Annotated in this window: 14 protein-coding genes; 7 read left to right on the forward strand and 7 right to left on the reverse strand. The window is 73.0% G+C overall.

The window, feature by feature from the left end:
• Positions 1-121 precede the first annotated feature (121 nt).
• Positions 122-880, forward strand: coding sequence for a hypothetical protein (locus ACFVIM_RS20950; RefSeq protein WP_384303349.1), 759 nt, complete (start codon positions 122-124; stop codon positions 878-880).
• Positions 881-884: 4 nt separating this feature from the next.
• Here the strand turns inward: ACFVIM_RS20950 and ACFVIM_RS20955 are convergent, their stop codons facing one another.
• The 3 genes from ACFVIM_RS20955 to ACFVIM_RS20965 form a co-directional block, all read right to left on the reverse strand.
• Positions 885-2753 carry a phosphatidylglycerol lysyltransferase domain-containing protein gene (locus ACFVIM_RS20955; RefSeq protein ID WP_384303351.1) on the reverse strand — a complete coding sequence of 623 codons (1869 nt, stop codon included), beginning with the start codon at positions 2751-2753 and terminating at the stop codon, positions 885-887.
• Between the two features lie 188 nt (positions 2754-2941).
• Entirely contained in the window at positions 2942-4165 is a 1224-nt protein-coding gene (cobT, locus tag ACFVIM_RS20960; RefSeq protein WP_384303353.1) for a nicotinate-nucleotide--dimethylbenzimidazole phosphoribosyltransferase, read from the reverse strand.
• Between the two features lie 228 nt (positions 4166-4393).
• The gene (locus tag ACFVIM_RS20965; protein ID WP_384303355.1) at positions 4394-5596 is read right to left on the reverse strand and encodes a bifunctional adenosylcobinamide kinase/adenosylcobinamide-phosphate guanylyltransferase; all 1203 of its coding nucleotides are present in this window, start codon (positions 5594-5596) and stop codon (positions 4394-4396) included.
• Between the two features lie 90 nt (positions 5597-5686).
• On the opposite strand from ACFVIM_RS20965, the gene ACFVIM_RS20970 reads away from it, so the two are divergent.
• Positions 5687-5893 carry a hypothetical protein gene (locus ACFVIM_RS20970; protein ID WP_384303357.1) on the forward strand — a complete coding sequence of 69 codons (207 nt, stop codon included), beginning with the start codon at positions 5687-5689 and terminating at the stop codon, positions 5891-5893.
• Positions 5894-6108: 215 nt separating this feature from the next.
• Here the strand turns inward: ACFVIM_RS20970 and ACFVIM_RS20975 are convergent, their stop codons facing one another.
• The 4 genes from ACFVIM_RS20975 to ACFVIM_RS20990 form a co-directional block, all read right to left on the reverse strand.
• Positions 6109-7197: a S1C family serine protease gene (locus ACFVIM_RS20975; protein ID WP_384303359.1), complete on the reverse strand. Its 1089-nt coding sequence runs from the start codon at positions 7195-7197 to the stop codon at positions 6109-6111.
• Positions 7198-7540: 343 nt separating this feature from the next.
• Positions 7541-9445: an ABC transporter ATP-binding protein gene (locus ACFVIM_RS20980; RefSeq protein WP_384303361.1), complete on the reverse strand. Its 1905-nt coding sequence runs from the start codon at positions 9443-9445 to the stop codon at positions 7541-7543.
• 288 nt (positions 9446-9733) lie between these two features.
• Complete coding sequence (locus ACFVIM_RS20985) at positions 9734-10441, reverse strand: class I SAM-dependent methyltransferase (protein WP_384303375.1); 708 nt, start codon at positions 10439-10441, stop codon at positions 9734-9736.
• 65 nt (positions 10442-10506) lie between these two features.
• The gene (locus tag ACFVIM_RS20990) at positions 10507-11097 is read right to left on the reverse strand and encodes a DUF3043 domain-containing protein (protein WP_384303363.1); all 591 of its coding nucleotides are present in this window, start codon (positions 11095-11097) and stop codon (positions 10507-10509) included.
• A 429-nt stretch (positions 11098-11526) separates the two neighbouring features.
• Between ACFVIM_RS20990 and ACFVIM_RS20995 the strand changes: the two genes are divergently transcribed.
• The 5 genes from ACFVIM_RS20995 (at position 11527) to ACFVIM_RS21015 (ending at position 18339) form a co-directional block, all read left to right on the forward strand.
• On the forward strand, positions 11527-12318 hold the full coding sequence (locus ACFVIM_RS20995; protein ID WP_384303365.1) for a PspA/IM30 family protein: 792 nt from the start codon (positions 11527-11529) through the stop codon (positions 12316-12318).
• 89 nt (positions 12319-12407) lie between these two features.
• Complete coding sequence (locus tag ACFVIM_RS21000; protein ID WP_384303367.1) at positions 12408-12695, forward strand: hypothetical protein; 288 nt, start codon at positions 12408-12410, stop codon at positions 12693-12695.
• A 153-nt stretch (positions 12696-12848) separates the two neighbouring features.
• Positions 12849-14105: a sensor histidine kinase gene (locus tag ACFVIM_RS21005; protein WP_384303369.1), complete on the forward strand. Its 1257-nt coding sequence runs from the start codon at positions 12849-12851 to the stop codon at positions 14103-14105.
• Positions 14102-14782, forward strand: a complete 681-nt coding sequence (locus tag ACFVIM_RS21010) for a response regulator (RefSeq protein ID WP_384303372.1) — start codon at positions 14102-14104, stop codon at positions 14780-14782. Before ACFVIM_RS21005 ends, ACFVIM_RS21010 begins: the two co-directional genes overlap by 4 nt.
• Positions 14783-15162: 380 nt before the next feature.
• Positions 15163-18339, forward strand: a complete 3177-nt coding sequence (locus ACFVIM_RS21015; protein WP_384303373.1) for an efflux RND transporter permease subunit — start codon at positions 15163-15165, stop codon at positions 18337-18339.
• Positions 18340-18460 lie beyond the last annotated feature (121 nt).

Consider the following 18460-nt stretch of genomic DNA (forward strand, 5'->3'; position numbering starts at 1 on the left):
CCCCGGCGCGGGGGCCGCGACGAGGGGCGGGCGCCGCGGGCGGGTCGTAGATTGCGGAAGGAGCGGCAGGAGAGCGGGAGCGGCGCGAGGGAACGAGCGGGAAGGAGGGCGGGAGCGGAGTATGGGTCACTGGTTCCAGGACAACATCGTCGAGCCCGGCAAGCTCCCCACCCTCCTCGCCATCACCGCCTTCGTCCTTACCTTCCTCATCGTGCGCACCATCACCCGGCTGATCCGGGCCGGGCGTGGCCCGTTCCGGAACATCACCCCCGGTGGGCTCCATATCCACCATGTGGTGCCGGGCGTCATCCTCACCGTCGTCGGCGGCTTCGGCGCGGTGGACAGCGGGCGGTACGGTCTCGCCGCGCAGCTGAGCGCGATCGTCTTCGGGGTGGGCGCGGGGCTGGTGCTCGACGAGTTCGCGCTGATCGTCCATGTGGACGACGTGTACTGGACCGAGGAGGGCCGCCAGAGCGTCGAGGCCGTCGTCCTGGCCACCGCGCTGGCGCTGCTGACCCTGAGCGGCTTCTCCCCGCTCGGGGTCAGTTCCCTGACGGCCGAGGAGCGGGTCAACCGGACCACGCTCATCCTCACGCTGGTGGTGAACTTCCTCTTCGTCCTGGTGGCCCTGGCCAAGGGCAAGCCCCGGATGGCGCTGATCGGGACCCTGGTGCCCTTCGTCGCGGTCTTCGGTGCCGTACGGCTGGCCCGGCCCGGCTCGCTCTGGGCGCGGCGCTGTTACCGCGGTCGGCCGCGGGCGCGGGCGCGGTCCCGGATCCGCTCGTACCGGCACGACCGCCGCTGGGACCGGCCCCGGCGGGCCTTCCAGAACCTGATCGGCGGCACCCCCGACCGCCCCGCGCCCCCGGGCGGGCGCTGAGCCGTCACCGGCCGCCCTCCAGACGCTCGCGGTGGAGCCACTTCGGCAGCCCCGGCGCCTCCAGAAAGCCCTCGGCCCGCGCCGCCGCGATGGCGATGCGCGGCAGGTCGGCGCTCTTCTCGAAGAGGAGGAAGCGGGGTTCCCAGATCGGCCGGTACTTGGCGTTGGCCCGGTAGAGGGACTCGATCTGCCACCAGCGGGAGAAGAAGCCCAGCAGGGAGCGCCACAGCCGCAGCACGGGCCCCGCGCCCAGCCGGGAGCCGCGTTCGAAGACCGAGCGGAACATGGCGAAGTTCAGGGAGACCTGGGTCAGGCCGAGGCCGGGCGCGCGCTGGAGGAGTTCGATCACCATGAACTCCACCAGTCCGTTCTCAGCGTCGCGGTCACGGCGCATCAGATCGAGCGAGAGCCCGTGCGGTCCCCAGGGGACGAAGCTCAGCAGCGCCCGGGGCACCCCGTCCGCGTCGGCGCATTCGAGCATCACACAGTGGCCGTCGGCCTCGTCGCCCAGCCGGCCGAGCGCCATCGAGAAGCCGCGTTCGGTGGCGCCGTCGCGCCAGTCGTCGGCCCGCCGCAGCAGGGTGGCCATCTCCTCGGGCGGGATCTCCTCGTGGCGGCGGATCCGGACGGTGTACCCGGCGCGGCGCACCCGGTGGTACGCCTGCCGTACGGTCCGCATCGCCCGTCCCTCCAGGGTGAACTCGGCGAGGTCGACGACGGCCTCGTCGCCCAGTTCCAGGGCGTCCAGACCGTGCCGCGCGTAGACCGTCCCGGCCTCCTCGCCCGCGCCCATCACGGCCGGGATCCAGCCGTGTTCGCGCGCCTGCGCCAGCCAGGGCGCGATGGCGCCCGGCCAGGCCTCCGGGTCCCCGATGGGGTCGCCCGAGGCCAGCGAGACCCCGCCGACGACCCGGTGGGCGACGGCGGCCTTGCCGGTCGGGGACCAGACCACGCTCTTCTCGCGCCGCAGCGCGAAGTAGCCGAGGGAGTCCCGTTCGCCGTGGCGCTCCAGCAGGGCGCGCAGCCGCCGTTCGTCGTCCTCGGTGAGCGGGTCGGCGGCGGGCCGGGAGCGGAAGGCCGCGTATCCGATGGCGAGCAGCAGCAGCGTGGACAGGACGTTGATGACGACGTCGACCCAGTGCGGGGTGGCGATGCCGGGGAAGCGCGACGGGTCGATGGCGAGCGAGACCAGCCGGGCCGCGCCGTACCGCCAGCGCTCCGGGAAGGTGGAGCCGCCGGTGGCGGTGTTGGTGACGGTGACGAGCAGGGTGGCCAGCAGCGAGGTGAGCAGCAGTCCGCCGATGGCGACGACGGCGGCCAGCCGGGGGTTGGAGCTGTCCCCGATCGCGTAGAACTCGCGCCGCCCCAGCAGCAGCGCTCCGACGAAGGCGGCGGTCAGCGCGAACGAGACCCAGTTCTGCGGGTGGGCGTGGACCTCGGGGTCGAGGGCGAGGGCGAGCGCGAGGCCGAGGAGGAAGAGCGAGCCGAGGACCAGGTTGAGGATCCAGGCGGCCCGCTTGCGGCGGCGCATGGTGACCGCGAGAAAGAGGGCGAGGACCCCGGAGGCGAAGCCCGCCGTCAGCAGATACGGGGTCACATAGTCGTTGATGTCGTGCCGGTGCAGCCGCTGTCCGAGGGAGACCCAGACACCGCTGAGCAGGTTGATGAACGCGACCACCCGCAGGTACCAGACCGCGAAGGCGGCGCTCCGCCGGGACCGGACGGTGGACGGCGCGCGGTGGGGGGCGCCGCGACGGGCCCCGGCGGTGGGGTGCTCGCCGGGTGCCGCCGGGGGACGGGGGCCTGGGCCTGGACCGGAGCTAAACAAGGACCTCTCCCATGAAAAGTGATCATATGGGGCATCACTCGTCATGGCTGGCCGCTCCGGCGGACGGCCGCTCCTGGGGAGGCTCTGTGGGCGCGCTCCGGCGGTGGGCGTGCTCCGGGGACGCTCGCCGGGGTTCCCGGGGGCATTCCCCGGGGCGGCGGAGGCTCCCTCCGGGGGTGCTCCCCGCCGCCGTCCGGCCGGTCCGGCCGGACCGTCAGGGACGCATGGGGACGTCACTCACGGCCGGGACTGTCCATGCCGTAGGACCCGTACGAACGCGGGAGGGAGCCGCCCGTGGCGTCGGCGGTGGCCGTACCGCCGCCGGTGGTGTCGGTGCTGTCCGTACCCTCTGCGTCGGCGCCGTCGGCTGTGTTGTCTGTGTCGGCTGTGTTGTCGGGTTCGTCTGCCGCGCCCGGCCGTTCCGGCAGTTCCGCCGCGAGCGCGGCGGCCGCCTGGACGAGAGGGAGCGCCAGCAGCGCCCCGGTTCCCTCGCCCACGGTGACACCGTGATCGAGTACGGGGGTGAGCGCCATCCGGTCCAGGGCCTTGCGCTGGGCGGGCTCGCCACTGATATGGCCCGCCAGCCACCAGTCCGGCGCGCGGAACGCGGCCCGCTGGCCCACCAGCGCGCACGCCGCCGAGACGACACCGTCCAGGATCACCGGCATCCGGCGCACGGCGCTCTGCAGCAGGAAACCGGTCATCGCGGCCAGGTCCGCGCCCCCGACGGCCGCCAGCAGCTCCAGCTGGTCGCCGAGGACCGGGCGGGCCCGGCGCAGCGAGTCGCGGATCGCCGCGCACTTGCGCATCCAGGCGAGATCGTCGATCCCGGCGCCGCCCCGGCCGGTGACCACCGAGGCGTCGGTGCCGCAGAGCGCGGCGATCAGGGTGGCGGCGGCGGTGGTGCCGCCGACGCTCAGATCGCCGAGGACCACCAGATCGGTCCCCGCGTCGGCCTCCTCGTCGGCGATGGCCATTCCGAGCCGTACCGCGCGCTCGGCCTCGTCGAGGGTGAGCGCGTCCTCGGTGTCGATCCGCCCGCTGCCCCGGCGCACCCGGTGTCGGGTGACGGCGGCGGGCAGCAGCTCGGGGTCACAGTCCAGCCCGGCGTCCACGACCCGGACCGGAACGCCCATCCGCCGGGCGACGACGGAGACCGGGCTCGCGCCCTCCAGGACGTCCCGCACCAGCAGATACGCCTCCCCGGCCCGTCGGCCGGACACATCGAGCGAGGCGACACCGTGGTCCGCGGCGAAGAGCAGGACCCGGGGCCGCTCGATCGCCCGCACGGGCACGGAGACCTGGGCCGAGGCGAGCCACTCGCCCCACTCGTCCAGCCGCCCCAGGGCCCCGCCCGGCACGGTGAGCCGCTCCCGGTGGGCCTCGGCGTCCCGCCGGATCCCGCTGTCGGGGCGCTCGATCAGATCGGAGAAGTCATCGAGATTCAGCCTGCTCATTCGCTGAACAGTACCGTCTCACCCTCATCCGGCCCCCGGTCACCGCTCAATCCGGCCGCCGCCCGATCCACACGCCGGCCACCGGCCCCTCCGGCTCCGGTCCGTGCTCCCCCCGCCCGCCGTCAGGCGTCGTCCGGCGCGGGGTCCCGGCCCGGTTCCGGTCCGTGCCCCACCGGCCCGCCGTCAGCCGTCATCCCACGCGGCGGCCCGGTCCCGCGTGGTGGTACGTCAGTTCCTCAGCACCAGCGCCTGCCCGGACACCACCAGCAACATCTGCTCGCACTCCGCGCCGACGGCCGCGTTCAGCCGGCCCAGCTCGTCCCGGAAGCGGCGCCCGGAGGCGGTGGCCGGGACCACGCCCGAGCCGACCTCGTTGGTGACGGCGACGACGGTGCGGTGGGTGGCGCGCACCGCGGCGACCAGCTCGGACACCCGCTCCCGCAGGGCGTGTTCGCCCTCCGCGCGCCAGGTGTCGTCGTCCCAGGCGCCCACCCGGTCCATCGCGTCCGTCAGCCAGAGCGCCAGACAGTCGATCAGCAGCGGGGGCCCGTCGTCAGCGAGCAGCGGTACGAGATCGCAGCTCTCGACCGTCCGCCAGGAGCCGGGGCGGCGCTCGCGGTGGAGGGCGACCCGGTCCGCCCACTCCGCGTCGCCCTCCCGGCCGCCGCCGGTCGCCACGTACACCACCCCGGGGAAGGTCTCCAACCGCCGCTCGGCCTCCGCCGACTTACCCGAACGTGCCCCTCCGGTGATCAGCGTCCGGCGCGGAACGTCCGGTACGGCGTGGTACTCGCCGACGATCAGGGTCGTCCCGTCGGGGACCGCCCGCGCGCCCGCCGCCGCGAGCCTGCGGTCCAGCTCGGGGCCGCCGGGGACGTCATGGTCCAGATGGACGGCGATCACATCGGTGGTCGGCCCGATCGCCCCGGTCGCCCGCAGCCGGGCCACCGCGTCGGGGCGCCCCACGACATCGGCCACCACCATCTCGTACGGGGCCTCCGCCGCGGGGGCGAGCCCGGCCGGGGCGCCGCCCGGCGGCAGATAGAGCAGCCGGTCGCCCTCGGGCGAGGTCACCTCGTACCCCGTACCCGGGTGGTCCATCGGCACCGCCCGCACCCGGTGTCCGCTGATCAGCGTGAGCACCCGGCCGTCGGGCACCCGGCCCGCCGACGGCAGCCCGGCGGGCACGTCCACCGACGGACCGTCGTGCGGATGGGTGAGCAGCACCTGCCGCACCCCCACCAGTGAGTGGCCCGCCCGGGCGGCGGCCAGCGCCGCCCCGGGAGTGAGATCGAGCAGCAGGGCACCGTCCACCAGCAGCGCGGTGGCGGCACGGGCCCGGGAGCCACGGGCGGCGGCGCACACGGCACAGGGACAGTCGGGACGGGGGAGACCGGCCGGGGCGCCGGTGCCGAGCAGAGTCAGTTCCACAGGGACGATCCTCCCGCGTCGCCGTCGCGCGTGCGCGCCCGGATACGCTGCGGGCAGGACAGCACCCCCTGACTCCGCTGGGAGGCGTACATGGCATGGACGTGGCGGTTTGAGAAGTCCGACGGTACGGAGGTGCGACCGGCCGTGACACCGGAGGAGTTCACCACGCAGGGGGACGCCGAGTCCTGGCTCGGTGAGCACTGGAAGGAACTGCGGGACGGAGGCGCCGACCAGGTCGCGCTCTCCGACGACGGCACCGCGATCTACGGGCCGATGAGCCTGCACGCCCCGGACTGACCGGCGTCCCGCCCGCGTGGGCGCGCCCGTTCCCCGGTGGCGGAGGGCGGGCGCCGCCCCCGGGGCGTGGCCCCGGCGCATCCCCGGCACGCGGCACCGCCCGGGTGACGCCCGGCTCGTGGCGCGGGGACGGGCACCACCCCGGGCATCCGCGAACGCGGCACCACCCCGGGCAGCCCCGACGACGGGCACCGCCCGGGCAGCCCCGGATCGCGTCAGATCTCACCGAGTGTCACCCGCGCCGTGCCGGGCTCACCGTTGCGCAGATACGACACCACCACCTGGTCCCCCGGCTGCTCCGACGCCAGCGCCTCCGCCAGCGAGGTGATCGTGGTGATCTCGTGCGACCCGATCTTCGTGATGATGTCCCCGGCCCGCAGCCCCGCCTCGTCCGCCGCGCCCCCCTTCACGACCTCGACGATCGCGACGCCCGACGGCTGGTAGTTGTCGTCGAGGACCGTTCTGGCGGTGATGTCGAGGGCCGCCCGGCCGGAGTCGGTGACCTTTCCGGTGGCGATGATCTGGTCCGCCACCGTACGCACCATCGAGGCCGGGATGGCGAAGCCGATGCCCGGCGCGGTACCCCCGCCGAGGTCGGGGTCGGTGGCGGCGAGGGTGGGGATGCCGATGACCTCGCTGTCGAGATTGACCAGCGCGCCGCCGCTGTTGCCCGGGTTGATGGCGGCGGAGGTCTGCACCATGTTGCCGATGGTGGCGCCCGTACCGCCGTTCTCCGCGCTCTCACTGACCGTACGGCCGATGCCGGAGACGATGCCCTGCGTGACACTGCTGGAGAGCCCCAGCGGGGAACCCATCGCCAGCACGATCTGGCCGACGGCGACCTTGCCGGAGTCACCGAAGACGGCGGGCCGCAGCCCGGCGGGCACCTGGTCCAGCTTGATGACGGCGAGATCCTGCTCGGGGTAGGAGGCGACCAGCCGCGCGGTCAGGGGCTGCTCCCCGGTGGCGACGGTGACCTCGAAGGAACGCGTCTGGTCGATGACGTGGGCGTTGGTGACGATATGGCCCCGGGAGTCATAGACGACCCCGGAGCCGAGGGCGTCACCGGTCTGGATCTGGACGACCGAGGGCAGGACATCGCGGATGACGGTCTCGTAGTCGTTCTGGAGGTCGTTGGCCGCGTCACTCGTGTAGCCGTCCCGGACCGAGGGTGCCACGGCCTGCGCCGCCCCCGTGGGGAGGGCGTCCGTATCGCCGGAACAGCCTCCGACCAGCACGATCACACAGATCCCACCGAGCACGACGGGAAGGCGACGACGGACGGTGGCGGGGGAGAGCCTCATGCCTGAGTGTCTCCACGCACCGGAGTGACGGGCATGCCGGACGCCGCCGAACAGGTACTTCCGCCGCCGAACCGCCCTGGCCGCCCTCCGGCGGCCGGCGACGGTCACGGGTGCGACCGCGGTGACCTCCGCGACCGGACTCCGGGGGCGCGTGGTCACCGCGGCGGGAGCGGCGGGGGACACGGGAGGCACGGCAGACGGCGGACACCCAGGTGCCCCGCGCCCGGGAACGACACCGCCGCACGACCAGGGAGAGCGCGCGCGTGACGGCCGCGACCAGCGGGAACGCACCCGGCCACGGGCCTGCGGAATCCGCCCCGCCGCCGTGGCACGCACCCCGTGCTCAGACCCGCTCCGGCGCGGCCTCCTCCCGCGAACCGTTCTCCGGCTTCCCGTCCCCCGCGTCGGCCTCCGGCCGCGAACCGCCCTCCGGCTCACCGTCCCGCGAACCGTTCTCCGGTTCCGCCGACGCCAGGAACTGTGTCGCCGCCAGCTCCCCGTACAGCGGATCCGCGGCCACCAGCTCCTCATGGGTACCGACGGCCCGCACCCGGCCCGCGTCCATGACCACGATCCGGTCCGCGAGGGTCACCGTCGACAGCCGGTGGGCCACGACCAGCACCGTCACCTCGCGGGCGATCTCCGTGACCACGTCCCGCAGCGCGAGTTCGTTGACCGCGTCGAGCTGGGACGTGGCCTCGTCCAGCAGGAGCAGCCGGGGGCGGCGCAGCAGCGCGCGGGCTATCGCCACCCGCTGGCGCTCGCCGCCGGAGAGCTTGGAGCCCCGGTGGCCGACGAGGGTGTCGAGCCCCTCGGGCAGCCGGTCGACGAGGGCGTCCAGCCGGGCCCGTACGACGACGTCCCGGATCGCCTCGTCGGTCGCGTCGGGCGCGGCGAAGACGAGGTTCTCCCGCAGGGTGCCCGCCAGGACCGGGGCGTCCTGTTCCACATAGCCGATGGCGGCCCGCAGGTCGGGGAGCGGCCAGTCGCGCACATCGCGGCCGTCGACGAGGACCCGGCCGCCGTTCACCTCGTAGAACCGTTCGATCAGCCCGAAGACGGTGGTCTTCCCCGCCCCCGACGGGCCCACGAAGGCGGTCATCCCCGCGCCCGGCACGGTGAAGGTGACGCCGTGGTGGACGGGCGGCAGATCGTCCCGGTAGCGGAAGGCGACATCCTCGAAGGCGACGGTGGCGGGTCCCTCCGTCCGGGGGGCGGTGCGCCCGCCCGTGTCCTCCAGCGGCTCGGTCTCCAGCCGCTCGGCCTCGGCCAGGCGCGCGACGGCCGCCACGCCCGCCTGGTACTGCGTCGCCGCCTCCACCAGCCGGGATATCGGGTCGATCAGATAGAAGAGAAAGAGCAGGAAGGCGACGAGTGTCGAGACCGAGATGGCCCCCGAGGCCACCCGTGCCCCACCGATCCCGAGGACCGCCAGGAACGACACCTGCACCGCGAGCCCCACCGACGACGAGGCGACCGACTGCCACTTGGCCGACTTGGTGCCGTAGACCCACGCCTTGTGGGCCGCCGCCGCGACGACCGCCGACTCGCGCTCCTCGGCGCCGGACGCCTTGAGCGTACGGAAGGCGCCGAACGCCCGCTCCAGGACGGTCGAGATCTCCCCGACCGCCTCCTGCGCCCGCTGGGTGGCCTTGGAGATCTTCGGCATCACCAGGGCGAACGACCCGCCGATCAGCACGATCACCCCGACGGTGACGCCGAGCAGGACCACGTCCATCACGGCCATCATCACCAGCGTGGCGATGAAGCCGAGCCCGCCGGTCACGGCCGAGACGATCGACTGGGTGGTCACCGCCCGCAGCAGGGTGGTGTCCGCGGTGACCCGGGACATCAGATCGCCCGGCTGGGTCCGCTCCATCTCGGGCAGCCGCAGCCGCAGCAGCCGCCCGATCAGACTGCGGCGGGCCGCGAGCACGACCGACTCGGCGGTCCGCTCCAGCACGAACGCCCCGACCGCCTCGATCACCGTGCCCAGCACGACCAGCGCGGTGAGGACGATCAGCACCCCGGTGATGGAGGAGTCATGCTCCAGCCGGTCCACCAACTCCTTCGCGGCCAGCGGCTGGAGCAGCCCGGTGACCGTGCCGATCAGGGCGAAGAAGGCGCCGAGGGCGACGAACCAGCGGTGGGGGTGGAAGTGGCGGTAGAGCACGCGCCAGGTCTCCCGGGCGGGGAGTCTGGCGGGGGGCGTCTCGTCCTTCTCGGCAGGGCTCGCTGAGGTCGTCACATGTCAGGGGACGCGCCCGGCCCCATTCCACCTGACCCCGGCGCGCGACCCGGATTGTGAGCTCCACCACACACCTGCACGCCCGGCTCTGGTACCGGTTCCTCCTTTTCTGTCCTCCCCATCAGCCGACGGAGGAACAGAGGTACGAGAGGTACGGGAGGCGCGGGCGGGTCCACGCCCGCGACAACGGCGCGGGACGGTGGGCAGCGGACGGGAGTGGCGAGCCCGGAACGCGGTCCGGGCTCCGACCAGAGCCGGGCAGGGCCCCGGGCAGGGCCCCGGCGGAGATCAGCCGCGGACGCCGCAGAGATGGAGCAGGGCCGCGACCCCGCGATAGGGATCCGTCCGCCCCGCACGGTCCTCCGCGAGCAGCAGCCGTTCCCCATCGCCACCACCGTCACTGTCGGCGGCTCCCCACGGAGTGAAGACCTGCACCCCGTACCAGGCGTGCAACGGGGCCGCGATCCCCGCCAGCGCGGACGTCAGCGCGTCCAGCCGGTGGGCACGGACCGTCCGCCCGGAGCGGTCGGTGACGATGTCCGAGTCCAGGGCGGCCAGGGCGCCGTCCCAGTCCCGCGCGAGCCCGGGTCCCATCGCCAGCGCCCCCGCGTTGCGGACCAGCAGGGAGAGCAGGCCGCCGGGGGCCAGCATCCGGGCCAGGCCCGCCAGCAGCGCGGCGCCGTCGTCGGTCTGCTCGGAGAGCAGCACCTCATGGCAGAGGACCACGTCGAAGCTGCCCGGAAGGAAGTGGACCCCGGTCTCCCGGGAGTCGCCGAGAAGCAGGGTGACTCGCTCGCGGATGCCCTCCGGCTCGGTGGCCAGGGTCTCCTCGGCGGCCCGCAGCAGTTCCTCGTCCGACTCCAGCCCGGTGATGGTGTGCCCGGCGCGTGCCAGCCGCAGCGCCTGGACACCACGGCCCATACCGACATCGAGGATCCGCAGCCGCTGGCCGACGGGGTAGCGAGCGGCTATCTGCTCATCGAGCTGACGGGCCAGCAGTTCCTGCCGGATGGCCTCCAGCGTCCCTCCGGCTGTGCCGGGGACGCCGGGGGCCTCGGTGCTCAGGGTCGCTCTCCGCGCTTGACCTGCGGCTTCGGTAGACGCAGTCGGCGCATCTGGAGCGTACGCATCAGGGCGTAGGCGATGGCGCCGCGCTTGCGCTCGTTCGGGAAGCGCTCGTTGAGCTGCTTCTTGAGCCGGATGCCGAGTCCGATCGAGTCGATCACGATCATGACGATGACGCCGAGCCAGACCAGCAGCGCGATGTTCTGGAGCTGCGCCACCCGGACCATGCTCATGATCAGGATCAGGACGGCGAGCGGCAGGAAGAACTCGGCGACGCAGAAGCGTGAGTCCACGAAGTCACGGGCGAACTTGCGGACGGGGCCCTTGTCGCGGGCCGGGAGATACCGCTCGTCACCGCTGGCGAGCGCTTCGCGCTGCTTGGCCAGCTCCTGACGGCGGACCTCGCGCTGGCGCTTCATCGCCTCCTTGCGGTCGATCGGCGGCGCCACGGCACGGCGTCGCTGGGTCTGCGCCTCACTCCGCTTGGGAGTGGGGCGACCCTTCGGGGCCTCGGGGTCACGGGGCTCGGTGGCGGCCGTCACCTGCTCGGTGGTGGCCTTCTCTGCTTTGGCACGGCTACGGAACACAAATCCCAAGGGTACGGGGTGCGGCGCGGGGACCCAACGCCGGAGGGGAACGATCCGGCAACACCCCGCGTCACCCTGACTCCGGACCACCGCCGGAACGGGGGACGCCCCGCGCCGCGCGCCCGCCCCCGCCCGGCCCCGGCACCGTCCCCCGCCCCTTTTCCCGTGGTCCCTCCGAACCCTTCCCCCACTCCTTCCCCGCCCCTTTCCCGCCCCTTCCGAAACCCGTTCCGAGGGCCTTCCCCGGCGTCTCCCCTGACGTCCATCTACTCCTTGCGCTGGAGTGGAAGCCCTCCGCAGTCGTCCTTGGGGAGGAGCGCATCCGCGCTCGAACAGTGCGGTAATGGATGTGGGGCCCGTACTGTGGGTTCTGGAGTGCTGGAGCTGGAGTCCGTCAGAAGGGGGCGCGCGAAGCCCATGAGCGGTGTCATGAAGCGTATGGGGATGATCTTCCGCGCGAAGGCAAACAAGGCCCTTGACCGGGCCGAGGATCCGCGCGAGACCCTCGATTACTCGTATCAGAAGCAGTTGGAGCTGCTCCAGAAGGTGCGCCGGGGGGTCGCCGACGTGGCGACGTCCCGCAAGCGACTGGAGCTACAGCTCAACCAGTTGCAGGGGCAGTCGTCCAAGTTGGAGGACCAGGGCCGCAAGGCGCTGGCGCTCGGCCGTGAGGACCTGGCGCGCGAGGCGCTGTCCCGGCGCGCCGCGCTCCAGCAGCAGGTGAGCGATCTGGAGACACAGCACCAGACGCTCCAGGGCGAGGAGGAGAAGCTCACCCTGGCGGCCCAGCGCCTCCAGGCCAAGGTCGACGCCTTCCGCACCAAGAAGGAGACGATCAAGGCCACCTACACCGCCGCGCAGGCGCAGACCCGCATCGGTGAGGCGTTCTCCGGCATCTCCGAGGAGATGGGCGACGTCGGTCTGGCGATCCAGCGGGCCGAGGACAAGACCGCGCAGCTCCAGGCACGCGCCGGGGCCATCGACGAGTTGCTCGCCTCGGGCGCGCTGGACGACCCGTCCGGCATGGCGAAGGACGACATCGCCGCCGAGCTGGACCGCATCTCCGGCGGCACCGATGTGGAGCTGGAGCTCCAGCGGATGAAGGCCGAGCTGGCGGGCGGCTCCAGCGCCTCGCAGCAGGCCATCGAGGGCGGCGCCGGTGGCGCGCGGGACGCCCAGGGGCAGGGCTCGACGACCCGGCCCGACTTCGACAAGCACTGACGGCGGGATGACGGTGGGTACCGCGGTACCCACCGGCTGACCCCGGCCGCGCCGGGAGACCGGCGGGCACCGACCACGAGGGACGCGTCATGATCGTACGGATCATGGGGGAGGGCCAGGTGAAGCTGGCCGACCGCCACTTCGCCGAACTGGACCGGCTCGACAACGAGCTGCTGGCCGAGATGGAACAGGGCGACGGGCCGGGCTTCCGGCGCACCCTCACGGCGCTGCTGGCGCGGGTGCGGGAGGTGGGGGAGCCCCTGCCGGACGATGTCCTGGAGCCGTCGGAGCTGATCCTCCCGGCCCCGGACGCGACGCTGGAGGACGTGAAGGGGCTGCTCGGGGACGAGGGCCTCATTCCCGGCCTCCCCGGCTGACCCGCCCGGCCTCCGGTCCCTGGTCTCCCCGGCTGACCCGCCCGGCCCCTGGCCTCTGGTCTCCCTGGCTGACCCGCCCGGCTCCTGGTCTCCCTGGCTGACCCGCCCGGCCCCGCGACCCTGACCCGGGCCATGGGGACGTAACGTCGTGGGGTGACGTCTTCCGCCGCCCGGTTCGCCCGCGTCCAGCAGTGGCTCCGAGCCCATCCGCTCGCCCTCGACGCCGCCCTCGCCCTCACCGTCCTGGCGGGCATGGTCCTCGGCTCCTTCGCGGACCCCAATGGAGCGCATGGGCCCGAGTTCGGCGCGCGCAGCCCCGACCCGCGCAGCGTGGTGCTGATGGTGCTGGCCGCCGCCGCGCTGGTACTGCGGCGGCGTGAACCCCGGGCGGTGCTCTGTTTCACCAGCGGTCTGGCCGTCATCGAGCTGGGCTTCGGTGACCCGTCGGCGCCGGTCGCGATGAGCGCCGTGGTCGCGCTCTACACCGTCGCCGCCAGCACCGACCGTCCCACCACCTGGCGGGTGGGGCTGCTCACCATGGCGGTGCTGACCGGGACGGCGATGTCCTTCGGGTCGACCCCCTGGTACACCCAGGAGAACATCGGCATCTTCGCCTGGACCGGCATGGCCGCCGCGGCCGGGGACGCGGTCCGCTCCCGGCGGGCCTTCGTCGACGCGATCAGGGAGCGGGCGGACCGCGCCGAGCGGACCCGGGAGGAGGAGGCCCGCCGCCGGGTGGCCGAGGAGCGGCTGCGGATCGCCCGCGATCTGCACGATGTCGTCGCCCACCACATCGCGCTGGTCAATGTGCAGGCCGGGGTGGCCGCCCATGTGATGGACCGCAGGCCCGACCAGGCCAAGGAGGCGCTCGCCCATGTACGCGAGGCCAGCCGGTCCGCCCTCAACGAGCTGCGGGCCACCGTCGGACTGCTCCGCCAGACCGGCGATCCGACGGCGCCCACCGAACCGGCACCGGGTCTCGATGTGCTGGACGAGCTGGTGATCACCTTCCGGCAGGCGGGACTCCCGGTGGAGGTGGCCCGCGACGACCACGGCACCCGGCCGCCCGCGGCGGTCGACCTCGCGGCGTACCGGATCATCCAGGAGGCGCTCACCAATGTGCGCAAGCACGCGGGGCGGCAGGCGCGGGCCGAGGTGAGCGTGGTCCGGGTCGGCCGCACCCTGGAGGTGACGGTCATCGACAACGGCGTACCGGAGCGGCGGACCAGCGCCACCGCCGCGGCGGCCGAACCGGATGACGGCAGCGCCGGTGGTGGTCACGGTCTGCTCGGGATGCGTGAGCGTGTCAGCGCGCTCGGCGGCCGACTCACCACGGGCCCCCGCTTCGGCGGCGGCTTCCGGGTGCAGGCGATACTTCCCCTCGAAGCCCGTACGGGGGAGGACGCATGACCATCCGGGTGTTGCTCGCCGATGACCAGACGCTGCTCAGGAGCGCCTTCCGGGTCCTGGTGGACTCCGAACCCGATATGGCCGTGGTCGGCGAGGCCGCCGATGGCGCCGAGGCCGTCGCACTGGCCCGCACCACCCGCGCCGACGTGGTCCTGATGGATATCCGGATGCCGGGTACGGACGGACTGGCCGCCACCCGCATGATCAGCGCCGACCCCGAGCTCGCCGGGGTCAAGGTGGTCATGCTGACCACCTTCGAGGTGGACGAGTACGTGGCCGAGTCGCTGCGCGCGGGTGCCTCCGGCTTCCTGGGCAAGGGCGCCGAGCCGGACGAGCTGCTCAACGCCATCCGCCGCGCCGCCGCGGGGGAGGCGCTGCTCTCCCCGGCCGCCACCAAGGGCCTGATCGCCACGTTCCTCGCCCAGGGCGGCGGCGCGGGCGGCCGGTCACAGGACCACGCCGACCGGCTGGCCTCGCTCACCGGGCGCGAGCGCGAGGTGCTGGTCCTGGTCGGCGGGGGGCACTCCAACGACGAGATCGCCGACCGGCTGGCGGTCAGCCCGCTCACGGTCAAGACCCATGTGAACCGCGCGATGGCCAAACTCGGTGCCCGTGACCGCTCCCAGCTCGTCGTCTTCGCCTACGAATCGGGTCTGGTCCGCCCCCGTACGGGCTGAACGCGATCCGCCCCCGTACGGGCTGAAGGGTGACGGCCCGTCCACGGGGTGGACGGACAGGGCCCGTCCACGCGGGCCCGGGCGGCGGTTCCGCCCGTCCCGGAAGAAGGCCGGACACGCTGCTCGTCGGCGCGTCGGAGGCGGTCCGTCCCGGGGAGAAGGCACGGGCGCGCGTGGTCGTCTCCGCCGCGGTCCGCCCACGGGTGGAGCGGGCGCTCCCTCCCGGGTACTCCGTTCGCCGTAGGTATCGGATAAAGAAACGAGACCTCGGGGCGACGGTCCGCAGCCGGTTGATGGCTGATCGTATAACCGGGCACCCGGCAACTCCTTGTCCTGCCCTCAGTGGAGTCATCAGCGGAGCCATCAGAAGAGAGACCCCCATGACCTGGCTGTCGAAGTTCAGCCTGTCGCAGCGCGCTCTGATCGGCATGATGTCGATCATCACGCTCATCTTCGGCGCGATCGCCATCCCCCAGCTCAAACAGCAGCTGCTGCCCACGCTCGAACTCCCCATGGTCTCGGTCCTCGCGCCGTACGAGGGTGCCTCGCCCGATGTGGTCGAGAAGCAGGTCGTCGAACCGCTGGAGACCTCCCTGGAGAGCGTCGACGGCATCACCGGGGTGACCTCGACCGCCAGCGAGGGCAACGCCGTGGTCCTGGCCAGCTTCGACTACGGCGAGGGCGTCAAGCAGCTGGTCTCCGATGTCCAGGAGGCGGTGAACCGGGCCCGCGCGGAGCTGCCCGACGGGGTCGATCCCCAGGTCGTCGCGGGTTCCACCGATGACATCCCCACGGTGGTCCTCGCCGTCACCTCCGGCCGGGAGAGCCAGCAGGCCCTCGCCGCCCAGCTCAAGCGGACCATCGTCCCCGAGCTGGAGGGCATCGACGGCGTCAACCAGGTCTCCGTCGACGGTGTCAGGGAGCTCCAGGTCTCCGTCACCCCCGACGAGCGCGCGCTCGCCGCCGCCGGGCTCACCGGCCCCGCGCTCGCCGACGCCCTGCGCGCCGGGGGCTCGGCCGTACCCGCCGGATCGTTCAGCGAGGCGGGACAGAGCCGTACCGTCCAGGTCGGCGGCGGGTTCACCACGCTGCGGCAGATCGAGGAGCTGAGGATCCCGGCGCCGCCCGGCGGCACGGGCGGGGCCGTGCGGCTCGGCGATGTGGCCACCGTCAAGGAGGCGCCCGCCGCCGCCACCTCGCTGACCCGCACCAACGGCAAGCCCAGCCTCGCCGTCCTCGCCACCATGGACAACGACGGCAGCGCCGTCTCCATCTCGCGCGCGGTCGAGGAGAAGCTGCCCGAGCTGAGGCGGGACCTCGGCGCGGACGCCGAGGTGACCGTCGTCTCGGACCAGGGGCCCGCGGTCGAGAAGTCCATCTCCGGGCTGACCACCGAGGGCGCGCTGGGGCTGCTCTTCGCCGTCGTGGTGATCCTGGTCTTCCTGGCCTCGCTCCGCTCCACCCTGGTGACGGCCGTCTCCATCCCCCTCTCGGTGGTCCTGGCGCTGCTGGTGCTCTGGAGCCGTGACCTCTCGCTGAACATCCTCACCCTCGGCGCGCTGACCATCGCCATCGGCCGGGTCGTCGACGACTCGATCGTGGTGCTGGAGAACATCAAGCGCCATCTCGGCTACGGCGAGGAGCGGCACAGCGCCATCGTCACCGCCGTCAAGGAGGTCGCCGGGGCGGTCACCTCCTCCACCCTGACCACCGTCGCGGTCTTTCTGCCGATCGGTCTGGTCGGCGGCGCCGTCGGCCAGCTCTTCGGCTCCTTCTCGCTCACCGTCACCGCCGCCCTGCTGGCCTCGCTGCTGGTGTCGCTGACGGTGGTGCCGGTCCTGTCGTACTGGTTCCTGCACCCGCCGAAGGAGGTGCGGGGCCTGGCGCCGGAGGAGGCGCGGCGGATCGCGGAGGAGAAGGAGGAGCGCAGTCCGCTCCAGCGGTTCTATGTCCGGGTGCTGCGCTTCGCCACCCGCCGTCGGCTGACCAGTGTGCTGCTGGCCGTCGCCGTCCTCGTCGTCAGCCTCGGTCTGGCCGGGCTGTTGAAGACCAACTTCTTCGACCAGGGCGAGCAGAAGGTCATGACCATCAAGCAGGAGCTGCCCGCCGGGGGCAGCCTCGCCGCCACCGACGCCGCCGCCCGTCAGGTCGAGAAGGTCCTCGCCGGGGTGTCGGAGATCAAGGACTACCAGGTCACCGTCGGTTCCAGCGGCTTCGCCGCGGCCTTCGGCGGCGCGGGCGCCAACGAGGCCAGCTATCAGATCACCCTCACCGACTCCGCCGACTTCGACGACACCCGCGACCGGCTCGATGACGAACTGGCCCGGCTGAAAGGCATCGGCGACACCACCATCTCCGGCGGTGACGGCTTCGGCGCCCAGGATCTGAGCGTCGTGGTCAAGGCCGCCGACCCCGCCATCCTGCGGACCGCCTCCGAGGCGGTACGCGAGGAGGTGGCCGGACTCGACGGCGTCACCGACGTACAGAGCGATCTGGCCCAGTCCGTGCCCCGGATCTCCGTGACGGCCACCCCCCGCACCGCCGACGCCGGGTTCACCGAGGCCGGCCTGGGCGCGGCCGTCACCCAGGCGGTGCGCGGACTGCCCGCGGCCAAGGCGATCATCGATGACACCGAGCGCGATGTCGTCATCACCTCGGCCCGCCCCGCCACCACCCTGGCCCAGCTGCGGAACCTGCCCCTGGGCGGGGCCACGCTCGGTCGGATCGCCGATGTGCGGCTGGTGCCCGGGCCGGTCTCCATGAGCCGAATCGACGGCTCCCGGGCCGCCACCATCACCGCCAAGCCGCTCGACGACAACACCGGTGACCTCAGCACCGGGCTCCAGAAGGCGGTCGACGGCCTGGATCTGCCGAGGGGCGCCACGGCCTCCATCGGCGGGGTCACCGAGGACCAGAAGGAGGCGTTCGCCTCCCTGGCGCTGGCGATGCTCGCGGCCGTGGCGATCGTCTTCATGCTGCTGGTCGCCACCTTCCGTTCGCTGGTGCAGCCGCTGATCCTGCTGGTCTCCATCCCCTTCGCCTCGACCGGCGCGATCGGGCTGCTGATCCTGACCGACACCGCGCTGGGCGTGCCCGCGCTGATCGGCATGCTGATGCTGATCGGCATCGTGGTCACCAACGCGATCGTCCTGATCGATCTGATCAACCAGTACCGGGCGCAGGGGCTCGGCGTCATCGAGTCGGTCATCGAGGGCGGCCGCCACCGGCTGCGCCCGATCCTGATGACCGCGCTGGCGACGATCTTCGCCCTGCTGCCGATGGCCCTGGGCATCACGGGCGAGGGCGGCTTCATCGCCAAGCCGCTGGCCGTGGTGGTGATCGGTGGGTTGATCTCCTCCACCCTGCTGACCCTGCTGCTGGTGCCGACGCTGTACGCGATGGTCGAACTCCGCAAGGAGCGCCGGGCCGCCAAGCGCGCCGCGAAGCGCGGGACGGGTGACGGCGGCCATGCCGGTGATGACGGCGACGGTATCGGCGACGGCCGGGTGGGCCGCCAGAGCGCGGGACCGGACCAGACCTCGACGGTGGGTGGCTGAGCGGGGGTCCCGCTGCTCCACCGCCCTCCGTCCCCGGCTCCGGTGAGTCGTCGGTGCCTCCGGCCAGGCGCCGTGCGACACACCGGTGGAAAGGCCCGGCCCGGCACCCGTGATGGGTGCC

Source organism: Streptomyces sp. NPDC057638 (assembly GCF_042800315.1).
Taxonomy (GTDB): domain Bacteria; phylum Actinomycetota; class Actinomycetes; order Streptomycetales; family Streptomycetaceae; genus Streptomyces.

Excerpts from the sequence above, each read along its gene's own strand:
- ACFVIM_RS20950 (WP_384303349.1), top strand. The coding sequence starts at position 122 with ATGGGTCACTGGTTCCAGGACAACATCGTCGAGCCCGGCAAGCTCCCC.
- ACFVIM_RS20955 (WP_384303351.1), bottom strand. The coding sequence starts at position 2,753 with ATGACGAGTGATGCCCCATATGATCACTTTTCATGGGAGAGGTCCTTG.
- cobT (WP_384303353.1), bottom strand. The coding sequence starts at position 4,165 with ATGAGCAGGCTGAATCTCGATGACTTCTCCGATCTGATCGAGCGCCCC.
- ACFVIM_RS20970 (WP_384303357.1), top strand. The coding sequence starts at position 5,687 with ATGGCATGGACGTGGCGGTTTGAGAAGTCCGACGGTACGGAGGTGCGA.
- ACFVIM_RS20975 (WP_384303359.1), bottom strand. The coding sequence starts at position 7,197 with ATGAGGCTCTCCCCCGCCACCGTCCGTCGTCGCCTTCCCGTCGTGCTC.
- ACFVIM_RS20995 (WP_384303365.1), top strand. The coding sequence starts at position 11,527 with ATGAAGCGTATGGGGATGATCTTCCGCGCGAAGGCAAACAAGGCCCTT.
- ACFVIM_RS21000 (WP_384303367.1), top strand. The coding sequence starts at position 12,408 with ATGATCGTACGGATCATGGGGGAGGGCCAGGTGAAGCTGGCCGACCGC.
- ACFVIM_RS21010 (WP_384303372.1), top strand. The coding sequence starts at position 14,102 with ATGACCATCCGGGTGTTGCTCGCCGATGACCAGACGCTGCTCAGGAGC.
- ACFVIM_RS21015 (WP_384303373.1), top strand. The coding sequence starts at position 15,163 with ATGACCTGGCTGTCGAAGTTCAGCCTGTCGCAGCGCGCTCTGATCGGC.